We start from the raw sequence: 17,006 nt of genomic DNA, 5'->3' as shown, positions 1-17,006 counted from the left end.
GTTCGCCGGGAATTTTTATGCACGCCAGAAAAAGCGTGAGCACAGGATCAGTACCGGATAAATTTCCAGACGCCCCATAATCATCGCCGCACACATCAACAGCTTGGCCTCGTCTTTTAGCGTTCCGAAGGTTGACGCCGTTTCGCCGAACCCCAGCCCCATATTGTTAATACAGGCCGCAACGGTGGCAAATGACGTGAACAGATCGTATCCCAGCAGGTTCAGCGCCCAGACGAAAAAGCCCGTTATCATCACGTAGAGAAAAAAGAAGCTCCACACCGAGCGCAGAACGCGTTCATTCACGACGCTTTTGCCGACCTTAATGCTCAGCAGCGCGCGCGGATGCGCAAGTTGATTCATCTCCTGAATACACTGCTTAAACATGATGAGAAAACGCAGCGCTTTGATCCCGCCGCAGGTAGAGCCGACGCAGCCGCCAAAAAAGCTGGCGCTCAACAGCAGGAAAATGGTGTGGGGAGGCCAGTGAGCGTAATCGGCCGTCGAAAGACCGTTGTCGGTCATCATGGAGCTGGCCAGAAAGAAGGCATGTACCAGGCTGTCGGTACCGTTGTACATCCCCGCGTGCCACACCTGCCAGGCGGTGATGGCGATAATGACGGTGGCGGCACCGAGAAAGAATTTCACCTCCGGGCTGCACCGAATCGGTTTCAGCGTGCGGCGCGCGATGACGACATACCAGAGGGTAAAGTTAAACGCGGAAAGCAGTGAAAAAGCCCCGGCGACAAGCTCAATCGCGTGGCTGTCGTAAAACCCGATGCTCTCACTTCGGGTTGAAAACCCACCCAATGAGACGGTGGAAAGCCCGTGACAGACGGCGTCAAAAAAGGGCATGCCCGCCAGCCAGTACGCCAGCGTGCAGACCAGTCCCAGCGCCAGATAGGTTACCCACAGCGTACGCGCGGTATCGGCGAGTCGGGGCGTCAGGCGCTCCTCCTTAAACGGCCCAGGCATTTCCGACTGATACAGCTTCATGCCACCGATACCGAGCAGCGGCAGGACCGCGACGGCCAGTACGATGACCCCTAATCCGCCAATGAAATTGAGCTGAGCGCGGTAATAAAGGTACGACTTCGGCAGGGCACTGACGTCCCCAATCACCGTCGCCCCGGTGGTGGTGATCCCTGAAACCCCTTCAAAGAGCGCATCGGAAAAGGAGAGTTGCAGACCGTCATCCATCCATAACGGCATGGCGCTAATCAATGAAAACAGCAGCCAGAACAGAACGATAATCACGAAACCGTCACGGGTGCGCAGCTGTATACCGGAATGACGTGTTGCCCGCCAGGTGAGTCCGCCAAGGGTGAAAAAGGTCAAAAAGGTGGTTAAAAAAGCAAAGTAGGTTCGCTCTTTATTCAGCAGGGCGATAACCATCGGCGGCAGCATGGACAGGCTGTACAGAAGAACCAGAAAACCGCAGAGGTGAAGCACAACCCGCAGCTGGGACACATGTAACGAATCGTTGAACTTCACAAAGAAACTCCGTGCCAGAATGCATCCCGGTAACTGATTACCGCAAGATATAGTGGATATTATGATCCAAAATTAACAGTGCGCTGTATTTTAACGGCTTCCAGGATTTTCTGTTTACTTCTTGCATCCTTTTCTTCAAATCCGGCGGACTAACAGCGTATAATCCCGCTCCTTTTGTCTATTTTTTCTTCGGAAGCACTATGAGCGCAATTTCCCTGATCCAGCCGGATCGTGACCTCTTCTCCTGGCCCCAGTACTGGGCGGCCTGCTTTGGACCGGCACCGTTCCTGCCGATGTCCCGGGAAGAGATGGACCAACTGGGCTGGGACAGCTGCGATATCATTCTGGTGACGGGCGATGCCTATGTCGACCACCCGAGCTTTGGCATGGCTATCTGTGGCCGTATGCTTGAAGCGCAGGGCTTCCGGGTGGGGATCATTGCCCAGCCTGACTGGAACAGCAAAGACGACTTTATGCGTCTGGGGAAACCCAACCTGTTCTTCGGCGTGACCGCAGGCAACATGGACTCGATGATCAACCGCTATACCGCCGACCGTAAGCTGCGTCATGACGATGCCTACACGCCGGATAACGTCGCGGGTAAACGTCCTGACCGCGCGACGCTGGTCTACACCCAACGCTGCAAAGAAGCCTGGAAAGACGTGCCGGTTATCCTGGGCGGCATCGAGGCGAGTTTGCGCCGTACCGCGCACTACGACTACTGGTCAGACACCGTGCGCCGTTCGGTGCTGGTGGATTCCAAAGCCGATATGCTGATTTACGGTAACGGTGAACGTCCGCTGGTGGAAGTGGCGCACCGTCTCTCACAGGGTGAGCCGGTGAGCAGCATCCGCGACGTGCGCAACACCGCGATCATGGTGAAAGAGGCGCTGCCGGGCTGGAGCGGGGTGGATTCCCGTATCATTGATATGCCGGGTAAAATCGACCCGATCCCGCACCCGTACGGCGACGATCTGCCGTGTGCGGATAACAAGCCGGTAGAGCCAAAGAAAGCCGAAACGAAAGCTATCGTTGTTCAGCCGCCGCGCCCGAAACCGTGGGAAAAAACCTACGTGCTGCTGCCTTCCTTTGAGAAGGTCAAAGCCGATAAAGTGCTCTACGCGCATGCGTCCCGTATTCTGCACCACGAAACCAACCCGGGCTGCGCGCGTGCGCTGATGCAAAAGCACGGTGAGCGCTTTATCTGGATCAACCCGCCGGCCATCCCGCTTTCCACCGAAGAGATGGACAGTGTCTTCGCGCTGCCGTACAAACGCGTGCCGCATCCGGCATACGGCGAGAGCCGAATCCCGGCGTATGAGATGATCCGTTTCTCAATAAACATCATGCGCGGCTGCTTCGGCGGCTGCTCCTTCTGCTCCATTACCGAGCACGAAGGGCGCATTATTCAGAGTCGCTCCGAAGATTCGATCATCAATGAGATCGAAGCCATTCGCGATACCGTGCCTGGCTTCACCGGGGTGATCTCCGATCTGGGCGGCCCGACTGCGAACATGTACATGCTGCGCTGTAAGTCACCGCGCGCGGAACAGACCTGCCGTCGTCTGTCGTGCGTGTACCCGGATATCTGTCAGCACATGGATACCAACCATGAACCGACGATCAACCTTTATCGTCGTGCGCGTGACCTGAAAGGGATCAAGAAGATCCTGATCGCTTCCGGGGTGCGTTACGATATCGCCGTGGAAGATCCGCGCTACATCAAAGAGCTGGCGACGCATCACGTGGGTGGCTACCTGAAGATTGCCCCTGAGCATACCGAAGAAGGCCCGCTGTCCAAGATGATGAAGCCGGGTATGGGCAGCTACGATCGCTTTAAAGAGCTGTTTGACACCTACTCGAAGCAGGCGGGTAAAGAGCAGTATCTGATCCCATACTTCATCTCCGCGCACCCTGGCACGCGCGATGAGGACATGGTGAACCTGGCGCTGTGGCTGAAACAGCGTCGCTTCCGTCTGGATCAGGTGCAGAACTTCTATCCATCACCGCTCGCGAACTCAACGACCATGTATTACACCGGCAAGAACCCGCTGGGTAAAATTGGCTATAAGAGTGAAGATGTGGTGGTGCCGAAAGGGGATAAACAGCGCCGTCTGCATAAAGCACTGCTGCGCTACCACGATCCGGCTAACTGGCCGCTGATCCGTCAGGCGCTGGAAGATATGGGTAAAAAGCATCTGATCGGCTCGCGCCGCGACTGCCTAGTGCCTGCGCCTACGCTTGACGAGATGCGTGAAGCGCGCCGCCAGAACCGCCATACGCGCCCGGCATTGACCAAGCACACGCCGATTGTGCATCAGCGTTCAAACGGTAACGCCAGTGCGAAGAAACCCGTGAAACGTAAAGCGTAAAAAATAAAAACCCCGGCGAGCCGGGGTTTTTTTATTCACCCGCCAAACTGATCGGGATCCGGGCCTAAACGCTTGCCCTTGTCCAGCTTCGCAATTTCACTCAGTTCATCTTTATCCAGGCGGAAATCCCAGACGTCGAAGTTCTCAGCGATACGCGATGGCGTGACCGATTTCGGGATCACCACCAGGCCGTTGTCCAGATGCCAGCGAATAACGATTTGCGCCGGCGTCTTGCCGTATTTATCCGCGAGATCGCGAATAATTTTCTGGTCGAACACCCCTTCACCGCCCTGTGCCAGCGGGCTCCAGGACTCGGTCTGGATCTTGTGCGTGGCGTTCCAGGCGTGAAGCTGACGCTGCTGCATCAGCGGGTGCAGCTCAATCTGGTTGATAACCGGCGCGACACTCGTCTCGTCAATCAGGCGCTGCAGGTGGTGAACCTGGAAATTACACACGCCGATGCTTTTCACCAGCCCTGCCTGCTGTAGCTCAATCATCCCTTTCCAGGCGTCAACATAGTGATCGATAGCCGGGACTGGCCAGTGCATCAGATAGAGATCGACGAAATCGAGCTGGAGTTTGTCCAGACTCTCCTGCAAGGCTTCGCGGGGGCGTTTTTGATCGTCGTTCCACAGTTTGGTGGTAATGAAAAGGTCTTCGCGGGGCATGCCAGCGCTGGCCAGTGCCTTACCCACGCCGTCCTCATTTTTGTACGCGGCGGCGGTATCAATCGACCGATAGCCAACTTCCAGTGCTTTATGAATGGCGGAGACGACCTCGTCGTTACCGGCTTTCCATACACCTAGCCCCAGTTGGGGCATCACGTTGCCATCCTGCAGCTTGATTACGGTTTGGTTTGCCATTTTTCCTCCTTCAGGTGCTCATCGTCGGAGGGAACCCCCGACGATGTGATGTGCATTAAGTCTGGACGAAATGTCAAAAAACGAAAGGCGGGATGTCAAAAACGCTTAGCGTGCCGCTTCGTAGATACGACGGCTCACTTCCAGCGTAATGTCGCCGTGCTCGCCCAACTGGGTCATACCGTGTTCTTCAAGTTTCGCCAGCAGGGCAGGGATGGAGCTGCCATCCAGACCATAGCCGGACAGACGCGTTGGCACGCCCAGACCTTCAAAGAAGCTGCGGGTTGCTTCGATAGCCGCGTCGATACGCGCATCGTCAGAACCTTCGGTGATGTTCCACACGCGCTCAGCGTACTGCAGCAGTTTGGCGCGTTTGGTATCACGTTTTTCGTTCCACAGTGCAGGCAGGACGACGGCCAGCGTTTGCGCGTGATCCAGACCGTGCATGGCCGTCAGTTCGTGGCCCAGCATATGGGTTGCCCAGTCCTGCGGCACGCCGGCACCGATCAGACCGTTCAGCGCCTGGGTTGCCGCCCACATCACGTTGGCGCGCACATCGTAGTTTTCCGGCTCTTTCAGCGCTGTCGGACCGTCTTCAATCAGCGTCAACAGAATGCCTTCCGCGAAGCGATCCTGAATTTTGGCATCTACCGGGTAGGTAACGTACTGCTCAACGGTGTGCACAAACGCATCGACCACACCGTTCGCGACCTGACGTGCAGGCAGGGTGTAGGTGTAAACCGGATCGAGGATGGCGAATACAGGTTGAACGTGATCGTTCATAAAGGCCTGCTTATCACCCGTGGTTTTACGGGAGATAACGGCACCTTTGTTGGATTCAGAACCGGTCGCAGGCAGGGTCAGCACGGAACCCATTGGGATCGCGCTTTTGATATCGCTGCCGCGGGTTTCCAGAATGTGCCACGGGTCAATACCGTCCGCGTAGTGCGCCGCAGCGGCGATGAATTTGGTGCCATCCAGAACGGAGCCGCCGCCGACTGCCAGCAGGAAGGTGACTTTTTCATCACGGGCGATCTTGACCGCGTTCATCAGTGTTTCATAAGACGGGTTAGGCTCGATACCGCCGAACTCACGCACGTCCAGACCTTCCAGCGCGCTGTAAACCTGATCCAGTACCCCGGTTTTTTTCACGCTGCCGCCACCGTAGGTGATCAGTACGCGGGCATCAGCGGGGATCTGTGCGCGCAGGTCGGCGATAGCGCCTTTACCAAACAGAATGCGGGTTGGGGTGTGGAGATTAAAATTATTCATTGCTCGTTCCCTTATGTGGGTGAAAAACCGTGGTGGCGCTGAAGGCGACCTGATGCTGCACATTGTGGCCGTCCGGGGCTATCCTCTCAATGCACATTCCTGCCGATGTCTTGCCCATTTCTACAGAGCTCTGGAGAAAACACGGTAAACTGCGCACACTGTTAACGTCGGAAACCGTAGCCGGAGTAACGTAAAATGAACCGTGAAGCGATCTGCCTTCAGCTTACTGCGCAGATTAAAAGACTGATTGATAAAGAAAATGGCGTCGGTGACATGCTGCCTGACATTCGTCTTCTGTATGGGACGCAGCCAGGGACACGCACACCGGTCATGTACCAGCCGGGCATCGTTTTTCTCTTTTCAGGCCATAAAATTGGCTATATCAATGAGCGCGTGTTCCGGTATGACACCAATGAATATCTGCTGCTCACAGTACCTTTACCCTTTGAATGTGAAACTTTCGCGACAGAAGCGGTACCGCTGGCGGGTATTCGTTTAAATGTCGATATTCTTCAGCTGCAGGAACTGCTGATGGAGATTGGCGAGGACGCATTGTTCCGCCCGTCGATGCCCGCGAGCGGGATTAACTCCGCGACGTTATCCGAGGAGATCCTCTGCGCCATTGAGCGTCTGCTCGACGTTATGGAACGGCCGCTGGATGCACGCATCCTGGGCAAACAGATTATCCGCGAAATTCTTTACCATGTGCTGCTGGGGCCGGGCGGTGGGGCATTACTCGCGCTGGTCAGCCGCCAGACGCACTTCAGCCTGATTAGCCGCGTGCTCAAGCGTATCGAAAGCCAGTACACGGAAAACCTGAGCGTTGACCAGCTGGCGGCGGAAGCAAACATGAGCGTCTCGGCGTTTCATCATAATTTTAAGTCGGTGACCAGCACCTCGCCGCTGCAGTATCTCAAAACCTATCGGCTGCATAAGGCTCGTATGCTGATGATCCATGATGGCATGAAGGCCAGCGCGGCGGCGATGCGGGTGGGCTATGAAAGTGCGTCGCAGTTTAGCCGGGAGTTTAAGCGTTACTTCGGCGTCACGCCGGGGGAAGATGCGTCGCGCATCAGAATGATGCAGGGGACCTGAGGGGAAAGTCCAGCCGGGTAAGCGTAACGTCACCCGGCTTTTTTATATCACGCGCTGCAGTATTTCTTCTTAATCACGACCGCAATCGTCCCGAGCAGTCCCGCGACCAGCAGGAAAAGCGGGAGGATCATCAGGAAGGTCATTACCTGGTCTTCGTGGTGTTTCACAAAGGGGATCATATTCAGCGCGTAGCCAAGCGTGGTCACCACGCCTACCCACAGCAGGGCACTCAACCAGTTGAAGAACTGGAAGCGGCGGTTTGACAGCCCGGAAATGCCTGCCATGGTGGGCAGCAGCGTGCGAACAAACGCCAGAAAACGCCCGGCCAGCAGCGCCAGCAGACCGTGGCGGTCAAACATGCAGGTCGCACGTTGATGATATTTATGCGGTAACTGCGCCAGCCAACCTTTCACGACGCGCGTATTGCCGAGCCAGCGGCCCTGCAGATAGCTCAGCCAGCAACCGAGGCTGGCAGCGGAGGTAAGTATGACCATCGTCGGCGTGAAGTCCATGACGCCTTTACCGATTAACGCCCCGGCCAGTAAAAGCAGGCTGTCACCGGGTAAAAATGAGGCTGGCAGTAATCCATTTTCCAGAAACAGGGTTGCGAACATCACGAAATAGACGATACCTACAACGTGAGGGTCCGCCAGCGCGGCAAAATCGTGTTGCCAGAGTGCCGCAATAATATCTTGAATAACAGCCATGGACTTTCCTGTGGAACAGCAGATGCAGATATAGCGCTATTGTACTCCCTAATTCGCCCGTGGGGTTTGATCGCGGGCGCAACTAATGCAGACTTTTCTGGTGGCAGTGTTCACAAAAGCGTCCAGGGAGTACATTTTCAGCATGCACTCTACACGATACGTTCAAACCCTGCCGCTAAATCCGCAATTAAATCGTCAACATCTTCTAAACCAATATGCAGTCGGATCAGCGTGCCGCTGAAATCCACTTCTCCACCGGGGCGCAGGGCCGCAATTTGCTCCGGCTGGTTAGGCAGGATCAGGGATTCAAACCCGCCCCAGGAGTAAGCCATGCTGAAAAGGGTAAAATGATCCAGGTAGTTCGCCAGTTCGTCGTTACTGAGCCGTTTTTTAAGAACAAATGAGAACAACCCGCTACTGCCCGTAAAGTCACGTTGCCAGAATTCATGGCCTTTGCTGCCCGGAAGCGCCGGATGGTTAACGCGCTCGACCTGCGGGTGCCGGGCCAGCCATTCGGCCACCTTCAGACTGCTTTCATGGTGCTGACGCAGGCGCACCCCCAGCGTACGGATACCGCGGCTGGTCATGTAGGCCGTATCCGCATCCACCATCTGGCCCATCAGGTAGGCATTCTCCCGAAGTTGATCCCAGCAGCGCGCGTTGGATACCGCAGTACCGATCATGCCATCAGAGTGGCCAATCAGATATTTGGTCGCTGCCTGAATAGAGATATCAATGTCGAATTCCAGCGCCCTGAACAGCACGCCCGCCGCCCAGGTGTTGTCGATCATGATGATTGCCTCGGGGGCTTTGCTGCGCACTGCTTTCACAATAGCCGGGACGTCGTGCACTTCCATGGTGATAGAGCCTGGGGATTCCAGAAACACAATGCGCGTGTTCGGCTGGATAAGTTCAGCGATACCTTCGCCAATCAGCGGATCGAACCAGCCGGTGGTCACGCCGAGCTTGCTGAGGATTTTGGTGCAAAAATCCTGGCTTGGTTCATAAGCGGTATTGGTCATCAGGATATGGTCGCCCTGTTCCACAAACGCCAGAATGGTATTGGCGACTGCCGCCGCACCACAGGGGAACAGGGCGCAGCCCACGCCGCCTTCCAGTTCGCACATGGCTTCCTGAAGTGAAAAATGGGTTAGCGTGCCACGACGGCCATAGAACAGCCCGCCTTTGGCGCGGTTGCGCGTGGCGATTTTTTTATCCTCGACGGTATCAAATACCAGTGAGGAGGCGCGTTGAATCACGCTGTTGACCGATCCCTGAGTGTATTTTTTGCTGCGTCCTGCCTGTACCAGCGTGGTATCAAGATGCTTCTTTGTCATGTTCGCTAACCCTGTTTTTATACGTCTGGACGTCCAGACTACCACGATTGTAAAAATCTGCACCCGGGGGCTTATCGAATAAGCAGAAAATATTAGCAAAAATACGCATAAGAAATTTTTACTGCGTAAGCGCAAGGAAAGTGAACGAAAATTACGGCAGTATGTAAATACTAATGAGAACTACTATCAATTCGACGACGTTTTGATATTATTACGGTCAGATTTTGTGATTTGCGTCCTGGAGATACAGAGTGGGTAATAATTTGATGCAGACGGATCTCTCCGTCTGGGGCATGTATCATCATGCTGACATCGTGGTTAAGATTGTGATGATCGGCCTGGTTCTGGCGTCCGTGATCACCTGGGCTATCTTCTTCAGTAAGAGCGTCGAACTGCTGTCGCAGAAGCGTCGCCTCAAGCGGGAACAACAGCAACTGGCTGAAGCCCGCTCGCTGGATCAGGCCTTAGACATGACCTCATCCTTCCATGGAAAAAGCCTGACCACCCTGTTAGTCAACGAAGCACAGAACGAGCTGGAACTCTCCGCAGGCAGTGAAGATAACGAAGGTATTAAAGAACGTACCGGCTTCCGCCTGGAGCGTCGCGTTGCTGCCGTTGGCCGCCATATGGGCCGCGGTAACGGTTATCTGGCCACTATCGGGGCGATCTCACCGTTTATCGGTCTGTTCGGTACGGTCTGGGGCATCATGAACAGCTTTATCGGCATTGCGCAGACGCAGACCACCAACCTGGCGGTGGTTGCGCCAGGGATTGCCGAAGCGCTGCTGGCGACCGCAATCGGTCTGGTCGCGGCCATTCCGGCGGTCGTCATCTATAACATCTTCGCGCGTATGATTGGCAACTATAAAGCCACGCTCGGTGACGTCGCCGCGCAGGTGCTGCTGCTGCAAAGCCGCGATCTTGACCTCAATGCCAGCTCCGTTAAACCGGTGCATGCGGCGTCTAAACTGCGCGTAGGTTGATTGTATGGCGATGCGTCTTAACGAAAATCTGGACGATAACGGCGAAATGCATGAAATCAACGTGACGCCGTTTATCGACGTCATGCTGGTTCTGCTGATTATCTTCATGGTGGCTGCGCCGCTGGCGACGGTCGACGTGAAGGTGAATCTGCCTGCCTCTTCCAGCCAGCCGCAGCCGCGTCCTGAGAAACCTGTCTATTTGTCGGTGAAAGCGGATAAATCGATGTTCCTCGGCAACGACCCGGTGACGGATCAGTCTGTTATCCCGGCGCTGGATCAGCTCACCGGCGGCAAGAAAGACACCACGGTCTTCTTCCGCGCGGATAAAACCGTCGATTACGAAACCATGATGAAGGTAATGGACACGCTGCATCAGGCGGGTTATCTCAAGATTGGGCTGGTCGGCGAAGAGAAAGCGGCCGCGAAATAACAAAGAAGCTGGCGAAAGCCGGCTTTTTTTATGCGTGTCGGGCGATCAGTTTTTTGTCTCAGTGGGCGCAGGCGCAGGCGCGTGGGACGCCAGCGCGTCTTCATCAAGCGCAACGCAGGTGACGTTTGACGTGCGGTACTCGCCGTCGGACAGTTTGCGCGTCAGACGCAGGGTGGCCACTTCTCTGGCGAGCAGATACTGATAATTGGCCTCCAGACGCCCGAGAAGCTTCTCTTTCAGCTCAGGCCGCTGTTCGATGAGGGTATTCATCACCGCGCCGTATATCTCTTCCTTCACCTGCAGAGGATAAATCTCGCGGCGATTATGCCATTTCAGGCGTACCAGCGTCGCCGGGATCGATACCAGGTCCTGAGTTATTCGCGTCATCTCGGCATTTTTTGTGTTTCGCAGTGCATCGAGATTTTGCTTTAAGATAAATTCATCACTTTTTTTGTTATCTAAAGCCAAATAAACGTCGTTATCTTTAATTTCTTTCACGTTACTCTTCCCCCAGGTTATAAAAAATAGGGTTATTGGTTTCACGCGTAATTAGATTAAGCCAAATTTCATTGCCGGCTTCGTTTATTTCTTTGGTTTTTTCCGCGATTATTTGACTTAATTTCTGGGCATCTATTTCACCTTCGGCCTGCAGGTCATTCAGCAGGTGGACAAAGGCTTCTATTTTAACGGCGCGAAATAACCGGTCCTTTATATGACGGTCGTGCTCTTCCAGTAACATATTACGGGATTTACCGGTGCGAGAAACGCCTATTAATATGTCAGACTCGTAATCAGAGAGCTTTCTTTTCCCCTGAGTGAAATTAGCCTCTTTTTCTGCTTCCGTCGTTTGCTGTTCCACAGGCGCAATGTGGTACTTAGCCGGGACGAGGTAGTCGGGCAGCATTTTAATTTCCTTTAATTACAACAGGGTGGGGTTGGTAAAGGCGTGAGATTCGTTGACAATATCATGAGGCAATTTTAAAATCAAAAAAAATGGAGCCTACCCATGAACAGCATTTTTTTTACGGTCATCACATTACTATTACTGACCGCTGGTGTTCTTTTATTGATGCAGGAGTTCAATAAAACGCAAGTGTCGAAAGACGCCAGTGAACCTCCGCTACCTGAACTGATGACAAAAGAGGAAGGTGAAGACCATTTCTCCGTATTGATGAACTCGGTTACACCGGTTTGGTACTGGCGGGTGAACCATGAATATATCGACTTTTTGCACGCGACAATTAAGCGAATGAAAATGTCGGAAATTAATGACACGCCTGGGTTGTTTGAAGCGCAGCGCCGCTGCAGCGACCTGAATTCCGCGGTGTATAAATATTATGACAATATCAAAAAGCGTTGCCTTAACGGTGAGAAGGTCTCCTGTTCCGATCTGGACGTATTAAACCTGCGCCAGTGTTTTCGTGAGTTCAGCCTGGAGGCGTATCCGGAACTGGTGATGCTGGTCTGGCCGGAATATGCGCGCCCGGACGTCAATCCTGACAATGTCTGAACGTACAACGAGTGAGTTGTTGCAAACAGTCAGCGCCGTTGAGATATACTGGGCGCTGGTTTCGTTTGCAGACAGGACTTTATGGAACGCTTCTTTGAAAACGCGATGTACGCCTCTCGCTGGATACTGGCACCCGTCTATTTTGGCCTTTCGCTGGCGCTGATTGCGCTGACGATTAAGTTTTTCCAGGAAATCTTGCATGTTCTGCCGAACATCTTTTCCATTGCCGAAGCAGATTTGATTCTGGTTCTGCTCTCGCTGGTGGATATGACGCTGGTGGGCGGATTACTGGTGATGGTGATGTTCTCCGGCTATGAGAACTTTGTCTCTCAGCTCGATATCGACGAGCGCAAAGAGAAGCTCAACTGGCTGGGCAAAATGGATGCCTCGTCGCTGAAGAATAAAGTGGCCGCGTCGATTGTGGCGATCTCATCTATCCACCTGTTACGCGTATTCATGGACGCCAAGAATGTCCCGGACAACAAACTGATGTGGTATGTGATTATCCATCTGACGTTTGTGCTGTCTGCGTTCGTGATGGGGTATCTGGATAAGATCAGTAAGAAGTAATTTTCCCCCCCTCTTCCCAGGGGAGAGGGGGGCGTGAGCGCGACAGACCGCGCTATTTATCCGACGATGCCTGCCACAAATTCAATTCCCCATCCGCAACATGCTGGTCAATCCTTTTCAGCTCATCGTCGCTAAAGTGCAGGTTATTCAGGGCCTGCACGTTCTCTTCGATCTGCTCCGGACGGCTCGCACCAATCAGCACGGACGTCACGCGTTCATCCTTCAGCAGCCAGCTCAGTGCCATTTGCGCCATCGTCTGACCACGGGCCTGTGCCATCTCATTCAGTAAACGCAGGCTGTTCAGGTTGGCTTCAGTCAGCATGTTTTCCGTCAGACCGCGCACCTTCTTGCCTTCACGCTGCATACGAGAATCTTCAGGAATACCGTTCAGGTATTTTCCGGTCAGCAGACCCTGCGCCAGCGGCGTAAACGCAATGCAACCCGCCCCGTTTTTCTCAAGCGTATCCAGCAGGCCGGTGTGATCGACCCAGCGGTTGAGCAGGTTGTAAGACGGCTGGTGGATAAGCAGCGGGATCTTCCACTCACGTAACAGGTCCGCCATTTTCTGGGTGCGCTCCGTGGAGTAGGAGGAGATACCGACATACAGCGCTTTACCGCTCTGCACGGCCTGGGCCAGCGCAGCGGCGGTCTCTTCCATCGGCGTATTTTCATCCACGCGATGAGAATAGAAAATATCCACATACTCCAGCCCCATGCGCTTGAGGCTCTGATCGAGGCTGGCGAGCAGGTATTTGCGCGACCCGCCCGACCCATACGGCCCCGGCCACATGTCATAGCCTGCTTTGGTTGAGATGATCAGTTCATCGCGATACGCGGCAAAATCTTCCCGCAGCAGACGACCCATGTTTTCTTCCGCGCTTCCCGCCGGCGGGCCGTAGTTGTTGGCAAGATCGAAATGGGTAATGCCGAGGTCGAAGGCTTTATGCAACAGCGCCCGCTGAGAGTCGAGAGGCTGTACGTGGCCGAAACTATGCCACAGACCAAGCGACAGCGCCGGCAGGCGCAGGCCGCTTTTTCCACAGTAGCGGTACTGCATATTTTCGTAGCGGGCGGGGTAAGGGTGCCAGGACATGATGTCTCCTTTCTTGTCGATGAATTTTCGAAACAACGTTTTCATTCTGTGCTTATCAAATCACAAATCCTGTTGATAAGCGATGACATGCCTGACCGCCGGGAATGATTAACTTCTGCTGTGCTACCTGTGAAGTCGTGCTAATCAAAAATAATCACAAAAGGTTATAATTTCCGCTTTCTCTGCCGATAACGAAAGTAGTACTCGCCTCTGGGCGAATTCACCCTCACGGCAAGGAAGACTTATGAATATGTTGCGTAATTTCACGATCCGTTTCGTCATGCTGACGATTCTCGGGATCTTTTGTTTAATGTGGGCGGGCGTGGGGCTTTACAGCACCTGGTCTCTGTCACGGGTATCAGAGGGCAATGAGGTGGATCGCCAGCTGGTCAAACAGATGACCATACTCAGTCAGGGTAACGATCAGTATTTTCGCTTTGTGACCCGGTTGAGTCGCGCGATGGAAGTGAAAGCCGCGGGTGGCACACCGGACCTGGCCCCTGCCCAGCAGGCGCTGGACAATATGGGGAAGAAACTGGCTGAGATGAAGGCAATCTCACCAGGACCGATGGATGAGCAAGTTTCAGCTCAGGTGATCGGTAGCTGGCAGGCTTTGCTTGAGCAGGGCGTAACGCCGCAAATGCAGCAGGCGAAGCAGTCCTCTCTGGAGGGCTACCGTCAGCAGGCGAATAACATCACCCCTCCGCTGAGTCGTGCGTTTGGTGCTGCTGCGGAGAACTTTAACAACGCGGCTGCCCGGGCACTCGACAGCACCCGAGTCGTCGTAGACAGCCTGACCAGTATGACCCGCACGGTGATTATCACCGCCACGATTATTGGCCTGTTAATACTGCTCTTCACCGACCGTTACCTGATGGCGATGCTGGTAAAACCGCTGGCTCGCATTCGCCAGCAGTTCCGCCAGATTGCCCAGGGCGATCTCAGTCAGCCGATTGAACCGTTCGGTCGCAACTGCGTGGGGCAACTGGTTCCCCTGCTGAGCGCGATGCAGGATAGCCTGCGAGAAGCGGTGAGCTCTATTCGCTCCGGCAGCGAGAATATCTGGCGCGGCGCGACGGAGATCTCCAGCGGTAATAACGATCTCTCGTCCCGTACCGAAGAGCAGGCCGCCGCACTGGAAGAGACGGCGGCCAGCATGGAACAGCTGACCGCCACCGTGAAGCTGAACGCGGAAAGTGCGCGTCAGGCCAGCCAGCTGGCGGATGTGGCGTCAACAACGGCCAGCCGCGGCGGCTCGCTGGTGGAAGAGGTGGTGACCACCATGAGCGGTATTTCTGAGAGCTCGAAGAAGATTGCTGAAATCACCAATGTGATCAACAGCATTGCCTTCCAGACCAATATCCTGGCGCTCAACGCTGCCGTGGAAGCGGCACGCGCGGGCGAGCAGGGACGTGGGTTTGCCGTCGTGGCCGGCGAGGTGCGTAACCTGGCAAGCCGCAGCGCCAACGCGGCAAAAGAAATTGAGGGATTGATTACCGATTCCGTTTCCCGCGTTGAGCAGGGCGCAAAGCTGGTGGGCGACACGGGCACCACCATGGATGCCATTTTGCGTGATGTGACGGAAGTGACGACCATCATGAAGCAAATCGCGTCTGCCTCTGAAGAGCAAAGTAAGGGGATTTCGCAGGTGGGTATTGCTATCACGCAAATGGATGGCGTGACACAGCAAAACGCCTCGCTTGTGGAAGAGGTCTCGGCAGCGGCCTCCGCGCTTGAACGTCAGACCGAAGAGCTCCAGCGGTCGGTGCAGAAATTCCGCCTCTCGGCTTAATCACTGTTAAAAGGCCGCCGTGTGCGGCCTTTTTTTCGGTTAAATGTAGGCGAACCAAACGGAGCGCCGCCCGCCGTTTATCAGTGGGTGGCTTCACCAATCAGTGCGCCAGAGCCGGCACCGACGGCGGCCCCTTTCAGTACGCTGTTGCCTGTTACCGCTGCAGCACCTGCGCCCACCACGGCACCCACCGCGCCGCCTTTACGCGCAGCTTTACCTTTGTCGCCGTTTTTGAACATCGCACCGGTACCCGCGCCAACGACCGCACCGCCTACCGTGGATTTCAAATCTTTGCCCGTGGCTGCGCCAATTGCCGCACCGGCCACTGCACCGGCGGCGGTTTTATCTATCGCCATACCAGAAGTGGAAAAGATCAGGGTGCTGATAATCAGCGCTGTTTTCATCAATTTCATAACAAATCCTTTGTGACTGCTGTCGGTTGAGTCCGCTTTTCTCGTCATCTGATCTGAGAAAAACGTCCGCATAGTGCCAGTAATACCGGCTCAACCCTTAAGCAAATCATGCCCCTTGCAGGGATCCCTGTTGCCGGGCGGTGGTCCGCCCGGCAGAGAATTACGCCTGACGCTTGTCTTCCGTATTGGTCTCGAAGTCGCTCGCCGCGTGGCGTTCGTGGAGCTGCTCGTTGAGCTCGCCGCTGGTGCGGTTAACGATACGCCCGCGCTTCACGGCAGGGCGGTGTGCCACATCTTTCGCCCAGCGCTGAACGTTGGTGTACTTCTCAGCGTCGAGGAACTCGGCGGCGTTATACACGCTACCCAGCGCCACGCAGCCGAACCACGGCCAGACCGCCATATCGGCGATGGTGTACTCTTCACCGGCCACGTAGCGGCTACGCGCCAGCTGTTTATCCAGCACGTCGAACAGGCGTTTGGCTTCCATCGTGAAGCGGTCAATCGCGTACTCAATCTTCACCGGTGCGTAGTTATAGAAGTGGCCGAAACCGCCGCCGAGGAACGGGGCCGCGCCCTGCAGCCAGAACAGCCAGTTCAGGGTTTCTGTACGTCCCGCCGGATCTTTTGGCAGGAAATGGCCGAACTTCTCTGCCAGATAGAGCAGGATGCTGCCGGATTCAAATACGCGCGTGGGCGGTGTCGTGGAGTGGTCACGCAGCGCCGGTATTTTCGAGTTCGGGTTCACTTCAACAAAGCCGCTGGAGAACTGGTCGCCTTCACCAATGCGAATCAACCATGCATCGTACTCGGCACCCGTCACGCCAAGCGCCAGAAGCTCTTCCAGCATGATGGTCACTTTCTGCCCGTTTGGTGTGCCCAGAGAATAGAGCTGCAGCGGATGCGAACCCACGGGTAACTCTTTCTCATGCGTCGCACCGGAGATCGGACGGTTAATATTGGCGAACGCGCCGCCACCGTTCTTTTTCCATTCCCACACTTTGGGTGGCTGATAGGTATTTTCGTCTGACATGTTGGCCTGCCTTTTTTGTGATGTGTTGAGGGAGTGTAGCAGGAGTTCATG

Annotated in this window: 17 protein-coding genes; 7 read left to right on the top strand and 10 right to left on the bottom strand. The window is 54.9% G+C overall.

All coding sequences use genetic code 11. The features are described 5' to 3' along the window. Positions 1-15: 15 nt before the first annotated feature. The gene (locus ACMGG3_RS14750) at positions 16-1,491 is read right to left on the bottom strand and encodes a TrkH family potassium uptake protein (RefSeq protein WP_078774180.1); all 1,476 of its coding nucleotides are present in this window, start codon (positions 1,489-1,491) and stop codon (positions 16-18) included. A gap of 200 nt (positions 1,492-1,691) precedes the next feature. On the opposite strand from ACMGG3_RS14750, the gene ACMGG3_RS14745 reads away from it, so the two are divergent. Then, a complete protein-coding gene (locus ACMGG3_RS14745) occupies positions 1,692-3,863 on the top strand; it encodes a YgiQ family radical SAM protein (protein WP_020883656.1) in 2,172 nt (723 codons plus the stop codon). Between the two features lie 35 nt (positions 3,864-3,898). Here the strand turns inward: ACMGG3_RS14745 and dkgA are convergent, their stop codons facing one another. Then, positions 3,899-4,726, bottom strand: coding sequence for a 2,5-didehydrogluconate reductase DkgA (gene dkgA, locus ACMGG3_RS14740; RefSeq protein ID WP_153852857.1), 828 nt, complete (start codon positions 4,724-4,726; stop codon positions 3,899-3,901). Positions 4,727-4,831: 105 nt separating this feature from the next. Continuing rightward, a complete protein-coding gene (yqhD, locus tag ACMGG3_RS14735) occupies positions 4,832-5,995 on the bottom strand; it encodes an alcohol dehydrogenase (protein WP_020883658.1) in 1,164 nt (387 codons plus the stop codon). A 195-nt stretch (positions 5,996-6,190) separates the two neighbouring features. Here yqhD and ACMGG3_RS14730 point away from each other — a divergent pair, with 195 nt between their 5' ends. Continuing rightward, the gene (locus ACMGG3_RS14730; protein ID WP_020883659.1) at positions 6,191-7,090 is read left to right on the top strand and encodes an AraC family transcriptional regulator; all 900 of its coding nucleotides are present in this window, start codon (positions 6,191-6,193) and stop codon (positions 7,088-7,090) included. A 47-nt stretch (positions 7,091-7,137) separates the two neighbouring features. Here the strand turns inward: ACMGG3_RS14730 and yghB are convergent, their stop codons facing one another. Both yghB and metC read right to left on the bottom strand, forming a co-directional pair. Then, entirely contained in the window at positions 7,138-7,797 is a 660-nt protein-coding gene (gene yghB, locus ACMGG3_RS14725) for a DedA family general envelope maintenance protein YghB (protein WP_014171613.1), read from the bottom strand. Between the two features lie 149 nt (positions 7,798-7,946). Then, positions 7,947-9,134, bottom strand: a complete 1,188-nt coding sequence (gene metC / locus ACMGG3_RS14720; protein ID WP_025203159.1) for a cystathionine beta-lyase — start codon at positions 9,132-9,134, stop codon at positions 7,947-7,949. Positions 9,135-9,385: 251 nt separating this feature from the next. Here metC and exbB point away from each other — a divergent pair, with 251 nt between their 5' ends. Together exbB and exbD are read left to right on the top strand one after the other, a co-directional pair. Beyond that, on the top strand, positions 9,386-10,117 hold the full coding sequence (gene exbB, locus ACMGG3_RS14715; RefSeq protein ID WP_014171611.1) for a tol-pal system-associated acyl-CoA thioesterase: 732 nt from the start codon (positions 9,386-9,388) through the stop codon (positions 10,115-10,117). Positions 10,118-10,121: 4 nt separating this feature from the next. Continuing rightward, positions 10,122-10,547, top strand: a complete 426-nt coding sequence (exbD, locus tag ACMGG3_RS14710; protein ID WP_014171610.1) for a TonB system transport protein ExbD — start codon at positions 10,122-10,124, stop codon at positions 10,545-10,547. A 45-nt stretch (positions 10,548-10,592) separates the two neighbouring features. Here exbD and ACMGG3_RS14705 read toward each other — a convergent pair whose 3' ends face one another. Together ACMGG3_RS14705 and ACMGG3_RS14700 are read right to left on the bottom strand one after the other, a co-directional pair. Beyond that, on the bottom strand, positions 10,593-11,045 hold the full coding sequence (locus ACMGG3_RS14705) for a hypothetical protein (protein ID WP_014171609.1): 453 nt from the start codon (positions 11,043-11,045) through the stop codon (positions 10,593-10,595). 1 nt (position 11,046) lies between these two features. Beyond that, positions 11,047-11,451: a hypothetical protein gene (locus tag ACMGG3_RS14700; protein WP_020883662.1), complete on the bottom strand. Its 405-nt coding sequence runs from the start codon at positions 11,449-11,451 to the stop codon at positions 11,047-11,049. A 102-nt stretch (positions 11,452-11,553) separates the two neighbouring features. Here ACMGG3_RS14700 and ACMGG3_RS14695 point away from each other — a divergent pair, with 102 nt between their 5' ends. Continuing rightward, positions 11,554-12,057 (top strand): ESA_00282 family adhesion-associated protein, encoded by a 504-nt coding sequence (locus ACMGG3_RS14695; protein ID WP_414149278.1) that lies wholly within the window; start codon positions 11,554-11,556, stop codon positions 12,055-12,057. A gap of 81 nt (positions 12,058-12,138) precedes the next feature. Then, positions 12,139-12,627, top strand: coding sequence for a TIGR00645 family protein (locus tag ACMGG3_RS14690; protein WP_014171606.1), 489 nt, complete (start codon positions 12,139-12,141; stop codon positions 12,625-12,627). Between the two features lie 52 nt (positions 12,628-12,679). On the opposite strand, the gene ACMGG3_RS14685 is transcribed toward ACMGG3_RS14690, so the two are convergent. Next, positions 12,680-13,720, bottom strand: a complete 1,041-nt coding sequence (locus tag ACMGG3_RS14685; protein WP_025203160.1) for an aldo/keto reductase — start codon at positions 13,718-13,720, stop codon at positions 12,680-12,682. Positions 13,721-13,964: 244 nt separating this feature from the next. Here ACMGG3_RS14685 and ACMGG3_RS14680 point away from each other — a divergent pair, with 244 nt between their 5' ends. After that, the gene (locus ACMGG3_RS14680; RefSeq protein ID WP_014171604.1) at positions 13,965-15,512 is read left to right on the top strand and encodes a methyl-accepting chemotaxis protein; all 1,548 of its coding nucleotides are present in this window, start codon (positions 13,965-13,967) and stop codon (positions 15,510-15,512) included. Positions 15,513-15,592: 80 nt separating this feature from the next. Here ACMGG3_RS14680 and ACMGG3_RS14675 read toward each other — a convergent pair whose 3' ends face one another. Then, positions 15,593-15,925, bottom strand: coding sequence for a glycine zipper domain-containing protein (locus ACMGG3_RS14675; RefSeq protein WP_020883667.1), 333 nt, complete (start codon positions 15,923-15,925; stop codon positions 15,593-15,595). Positions 15,926-16,085: 160 nt separating this feature from the next. Then, a complete protein-coding gene (gene yghU, locus ACMGG3_RS14670; RefSeq protein ID WP_020883668.1) occupies positions 16,086-16,955 on the bottom strand; it encodes a glutathione-dependent disulfide-bond oxidoreductase in 870 nt (289 codons plus the stop codon). Between the last annotated feature and the right edge of the window lie 51 nt (positions 16,956-17,006).

This window comes from Enterobacter sp. BNK-18 (assembly GCF_047456135.1).
Lineage (GTDB): Bacteria > Pseudomonadota > Gammaproteobacteria > Enterobacterales > Enterobacteriaceae > Enterobacter > Enterobacter ludwigii.
This window is presented reverse-complemented; position numbering and strand designations above follow the sequence as displayed.

What these genes read in the sequence shown, in the direction of transcription:
- ACMGG3_RS14745 (WP_020883656.1), top strand. Translation starts at nt 1,692, where the DNA reads ATGAGCGCAATTTCCCTGATCCAGCCGGATCGTGACCTCTTCTCCTGG.
- dkgA (WP_153852857.1), bottom strand. Translation starts at nt 4,726, where the DNA reads ATGGCAAACCAAACCGTAATCAAGCTGCAGGATGGCAACGTGATGCCC.
- yqhD (WP_020883658.1), bottom strand. Translation starts at nt 5,995, where the DNA reads ATGAATAATTTTAATCTCCACACCCCAACCCGCATTCTGTTTGGTAAA.
- ACMGG3_RS14730 (WP_020883659.1), top strand. Translation starts at nt 6,191, where the DNA reads ATGAACCGTGAAGCGATCTGCCTTCAGCTTACTGCGCAGATTAAAAGA.
- yghB (WP_014171613.1), bottom strand. Translation starts at nt 7,797, where the DNA reads ATGGCTGTTATTCAAGATATTATTGCGGCACTCTGGCAACACGATTTT.
- metC (WP_025203159.1), bottom strand. Translation starts at nt 9,134, where the DNA reads ATGACAAAGAAGCATCTTGATACCACGCTGGTACAGGCAGGACGCAGC.
- exbD (WP_014171610.1), top strand. Translation starts at nt 10,122, where the DNA reads ATGGCGATGCGTCTTAACGAAAATCTGGACGATAACGGCGAAATGCAT.
- ACMGG3_RS14700 (WP_020883662.1), bottom strand. Translation starts at nt 11,451, where the DNA reads ATGCTGCCCGACTACCTCGTCCCGGCTAAGTACCACATTGCGCCTGTG.
- ACMGG3_RS14695 (WP_414149278.1), top strand. Translation starts at nt 11,554, where the DNA reads ATGAACAGCATTTTTTTTACGGTCATCACATTACTATTACTGACCGCT.
- ACMGG3_RS14690 (WP_014171606.1), top strand. Translation starts at nt 12,139, where the DNA reads ATGGAACGCTTCTTTGAAAACGCGATGTACGCCTCTCGCTGGATACTG.
- ACMGG3_RS14685 (WP_025203160.1), bottom strand. Translation starts at nt 13,720, where the DNA reads ATGTCCTGGCACCCTTACCCCGCCCGCTACGAAAATATGCAGTACCGC.
- ACMGG3_RS14680 (WP_014171604.1), top strand. Translation starts at nt 13,965, where the DNA reads ATGAATATGTTGCGTAATTTCACGATCCGTTTCGTCATGCTGACGATT.
- ACMGG3_RS14675 (WP_020883667.1), bottom strand. Translation starts at nt 15,925, where the DNA reads ATGAAATTGATGAAAACAGCGCTGATTATCAGCACCCTGATCTTTTCC.
- yghU (WP_020883668.1), bottom strand. Translation starts at nt 16,955, where the DNA reads ATGTCAGACGAAAATACCTATCAGCCACCCAAAGTGTGGGAATGGAAA.